Below are 2,689 nucleotides of genomic sequence, written 5' to 3'. Positions count from 1 at the left end.
GTAAGCGTTCATTCCGAGACGTCCTGCCACCCCACTGAATTTCGCTCTACAGTAACCTCTGATTTCCTAATAAGAGGTTGCTCCCATGAGAAAACACCGCACTCCGGAACAGTGGCAGGTCCTGGTCGACCAGCAGCGTGACAGTGGTCTGTCGGCCCCGAAGTTCTGTAAGCAGCAGACCATTGGCTATGCCAGCTTCTGCAACTGGCGAAAGCGCCTGTCCGGTCAGTCGACCGATGATCCGGCCGGTTCCGGTGAAGCCGGTTTTCTGGATCTCTCGTCGTTGATGGCCAACTCTCCATCCTCCGGCCCAGGCTGGAACATAGTGCTGAGCCTCGGCAACGGCGTCGAACTGCGGCTGAGCCAGAACGGATGATCGGGCTCGATAGCCAGGCGCGCATCTGGCTGTGCACCGAGCCTACCGACATGCGCAAATCGTTCCGGGGCCTGAGCGCCCTGGTCCGGAATCAGTTAAAGCACGATCCGCTCAGCGGCCAGTATTTCGTCTTCGTTAATCGCCGCAAGACCCAGATGAAGATGCTGTATTTTACCGCCACCGGCTATTGCCTCTGGGCCAAGCGCCTGGAGCAGGGGCAGTTCCGGGTGCCGTTATCCGCCTCCGGTCAGCGAGCCCTGACCCTGACGGATCTGCAACTACTGATCGATGGCATCGAGGTGCAGAAATACCGCCAATTCAAGCGTTTTCGAGGGGTATAGAAGACGGACTTCCGGTATAATATCGGCCATGAATTCAACGGCTTCCGACCCCCAACCCAATGCACCTTCCTACTCGGCCCTGGCCGAGGAAAATGCGTTGCAGCGCGAGCAGTTGGAGGCCCAGGCGGAATCCATTCGGCAGTTGAAACACCAGTTAGACTGGTTCAAGAAGCAGCTGTTTGGCCCCAAATCCGAGAAGCAGGTTTATGATATTCCAGAACAGGATAGCCTGTTCACCCCCGGTGAAGCACCGCTGCCGGAGAAGCCTGCCGAGGAAGAGAGGCGCACCATTAAGGCCTATCAGCGCGGCACCGGCAAGAAGCAGCGGGACGACGATTGTCTGAACGACACCGGCCTGCGCTTTACGGCGGATGTGCCGGTGGAAGTGATCGAGCAACTGCCGCCGGAGCTGACCGGGCCGGACGCCGACCAATACGACATCATCGGCACCAAAACCACCTACCGTCTGGCCCAGCGGGCCTCCAGCTATGTGGTGCTCAAATGCGAACGCCCGGTGTTCCGTCGTAAGGGCACGGATCAAAAACCTGTGACAACACCAGCCCCGTTCAACGTGCTGGACAACAGCCTGGCCGATGTCAGCCTGCTGGCCGGGTTGCTGGTGGACAAGTTCCAGTTCCACCTGCCGCTGTATCGCCAGCACCAGCGCATTCAACAAGCGGGTATTACCCTCAGCCGCAGCACCCTGACGAACCTGGTGAAGCGGGCCATCGACCTGCTTCGGCCCATTGTGGACGCCCAGACCGACAACGTGCTGCGCAGCCGGGTGCTGGCCATGGACGAAACACCCATCAAAGCGGGCCACCAGGGCCGGGCAGGCCCGCAGAAAGGCAAGATGAAAACAGGCTGGTTCTGGCCCCTATACGGTGATGACGACGAAGTGGTGTTTACCTACTCGAACAGTCGGGGCCGACTGCACATCGAGCAGGTTCTGAACGACCAATTCAGTGGCACTCTGATCAGCGATGGTTATGCCGCATATGCCCGCTATGCCGCGGCCCAGAAAGGCATTACTCATGCTCAATGCTGGGTGCATAGTCGCCGTTGCTTCGTTGAGGCCCAAAAGGATCATCCTGAGAAGGCCACCGAAGCCCTGCAACAGATCGCGAAGCTGTACCAGATTGAAGATACCATTAAGGAAAAGGAGCTCACCGGCGAGAAGAAGCGCCAATACCGGCTGGACCATGCGAAGCCGGTCGTCAGCGGCTTCTTCCAATGGTGCCGGGATCAGTTGGGGCAAGGCGGCCTGTTACCCAGTGAACCGTTAACCAAAGCCCTGAATTACGTGCTCGGCCGGGAAACGAGCCTGACGGTGTTCCTGGAAGATCCGGACGTACAACCCGATACCAATCACCTGGAACGGGCCCTACGGCCCATCCCCATGGGCAAGAAAAACTGGATGTTCTGCTGGACCGAACTGGGCGCGGAACACCTGGGCATCATCCAGAGCCTGATCAGCACCTGCAAGCTGCACGATATTACCCCCTACACCTACCTGGTGGACGTGCTGCAACGCATCAGCCAGCATCCGGCCAGTGACGTCAGCGACCTGACGCCTCGTCTCTGGAAAACTCGGTTCGCCGAGAACCCATTGCGGGCGCTGATCGACCCACGCCACCCTGATCGACAGAGCAAACAGCCGGAGGCCACCGTTCATGCGCATTGAGGACATGAGCATCGACCAGTTGCTGGAATTGAATCAATACGTCTGCCGGCGCATCGACGAACTGAGGGATCAGGAAAATCTGCAGGCACTGAGTCAGTTGCGGGTGGGCCTGAAAGTAACCTTCGAGGGCCGGGAAGGCCCGGTGCTGGGGATCGTCACCAAGATCAACCGCAAGAGTGTGATTGTTCTGGCCGAGGACGGCCCCAAACAGTACAAGGTCTCGCCGGAGTTATTAAGGCCTCTGCGTGACGTGAAGTAGGTCAACTACGTCGTGGAATGAACGCTTAC

At 58.6% G+C, this 2,689-nt stretch carries 4 protein-coding genes; all 4 read left to right on the top strand.

Features of this window, described 5'->3' with window-relative positions:
* Positions 1-85: 85 nt before the first annotated feature.
* Genes tnpA through LWH94_RS18955 form a run of 4 tightly spaced genes read left to right on the top strand, consistent with a single transcriptional unit; the run spans position 86 to position 2,660 of the window.
* Entirely contained in the window at positions 86-376 is a 291-nt protein-coding gene (gene tnpA / locus LWH94_RS18970) for an IS66 family insertion sequence element accessory protein TnpA (protein ID WP_232903285.1), read from the top strand.
* On the top strand, positions 373-717 hold the full coding sequence (gene tnpB, locus LWH94_RS18965) for an IS66 family insertion sequence element accessory protein TnpB (protein ID WP_016915087.1): 345 nt from the start codon (positions 373-375) through the stop codon (positions 715-717). Before tnpA ends, tnpB begins: the two co-directional genes overlap by 4 nt.
* A 28-nt stretch (positions 718-745) precedes the next feature.
* On the top strand, positions 746-2,401 hold the full coding sequence (tnpC, locus tag LWH94_RS18960) for an IS66 family transposase (protein WP_232903284.1): 1,656 nt from the start codon (positions 746-748) through the stop codon (positions 2,399-2,401).
* Positions 2,391-2,660: a hypothetical protein gene (locus LWH94_RS18955; protein ID WP_054641827.1), complete on the top strand. Its 270-nt coding sequence runs from the start codon at positions 2,391-2,393 to the stop codon at positions 2,658-2,660. Before tnpC ends, LWH94_RS18955 begins: the two co-directional genes overlap by 11 nt.
* The last annotated feature ends 29 nt before the right edge of the window (positions 2,661-2,689 follow it).

The organism is Marinobacter sp. G11, from assembly GCF_021282325.1.
Classification (GTDB): Bacteria; Pseudomonadota; Gammaproteobacteria; order Pseudomonadales; family Oleiphilaceae; genus Marinobacter; species Marinobacter vinifirmus.
The sequence above is the reverse complement of the archived record's forward strand: the minus strand, read 5'-3'. Positions and strand labels throughout refer to the sequence as shown.

What these genes read in the sequence shown, in the direction of transcription:
- tnpA (WP_232903285.1), top strand. Translation starts at nt 86, where the DNA reads ATGAGAAAACACCGCACTCCGGAACAGTGGCAGGTCCTGGTCGACCAG.
- tnpB (WP_016915087.1), top strand. Translation starts at nt 373, where the DNA reads ATGATCGGGCTCGATAGCCAGGCGCGCATCTGGCTGTGCACCGAGCCT.
- tnpC (WP_232903284.1), top strand. Translation starts at nt 746, where the DNA reads ATGAATTCAACGGCTTCCGACCCCCAACCCAATGCACCTTCCTACTCG.
- LWH94_RS18955 (WP_054641827.1), top strand. Translation starts at nt 2,391, where the DNA reads ATGCGCATTGAGGACATGAGCATCGACCAGTTGCTGGAATTGAATCAA.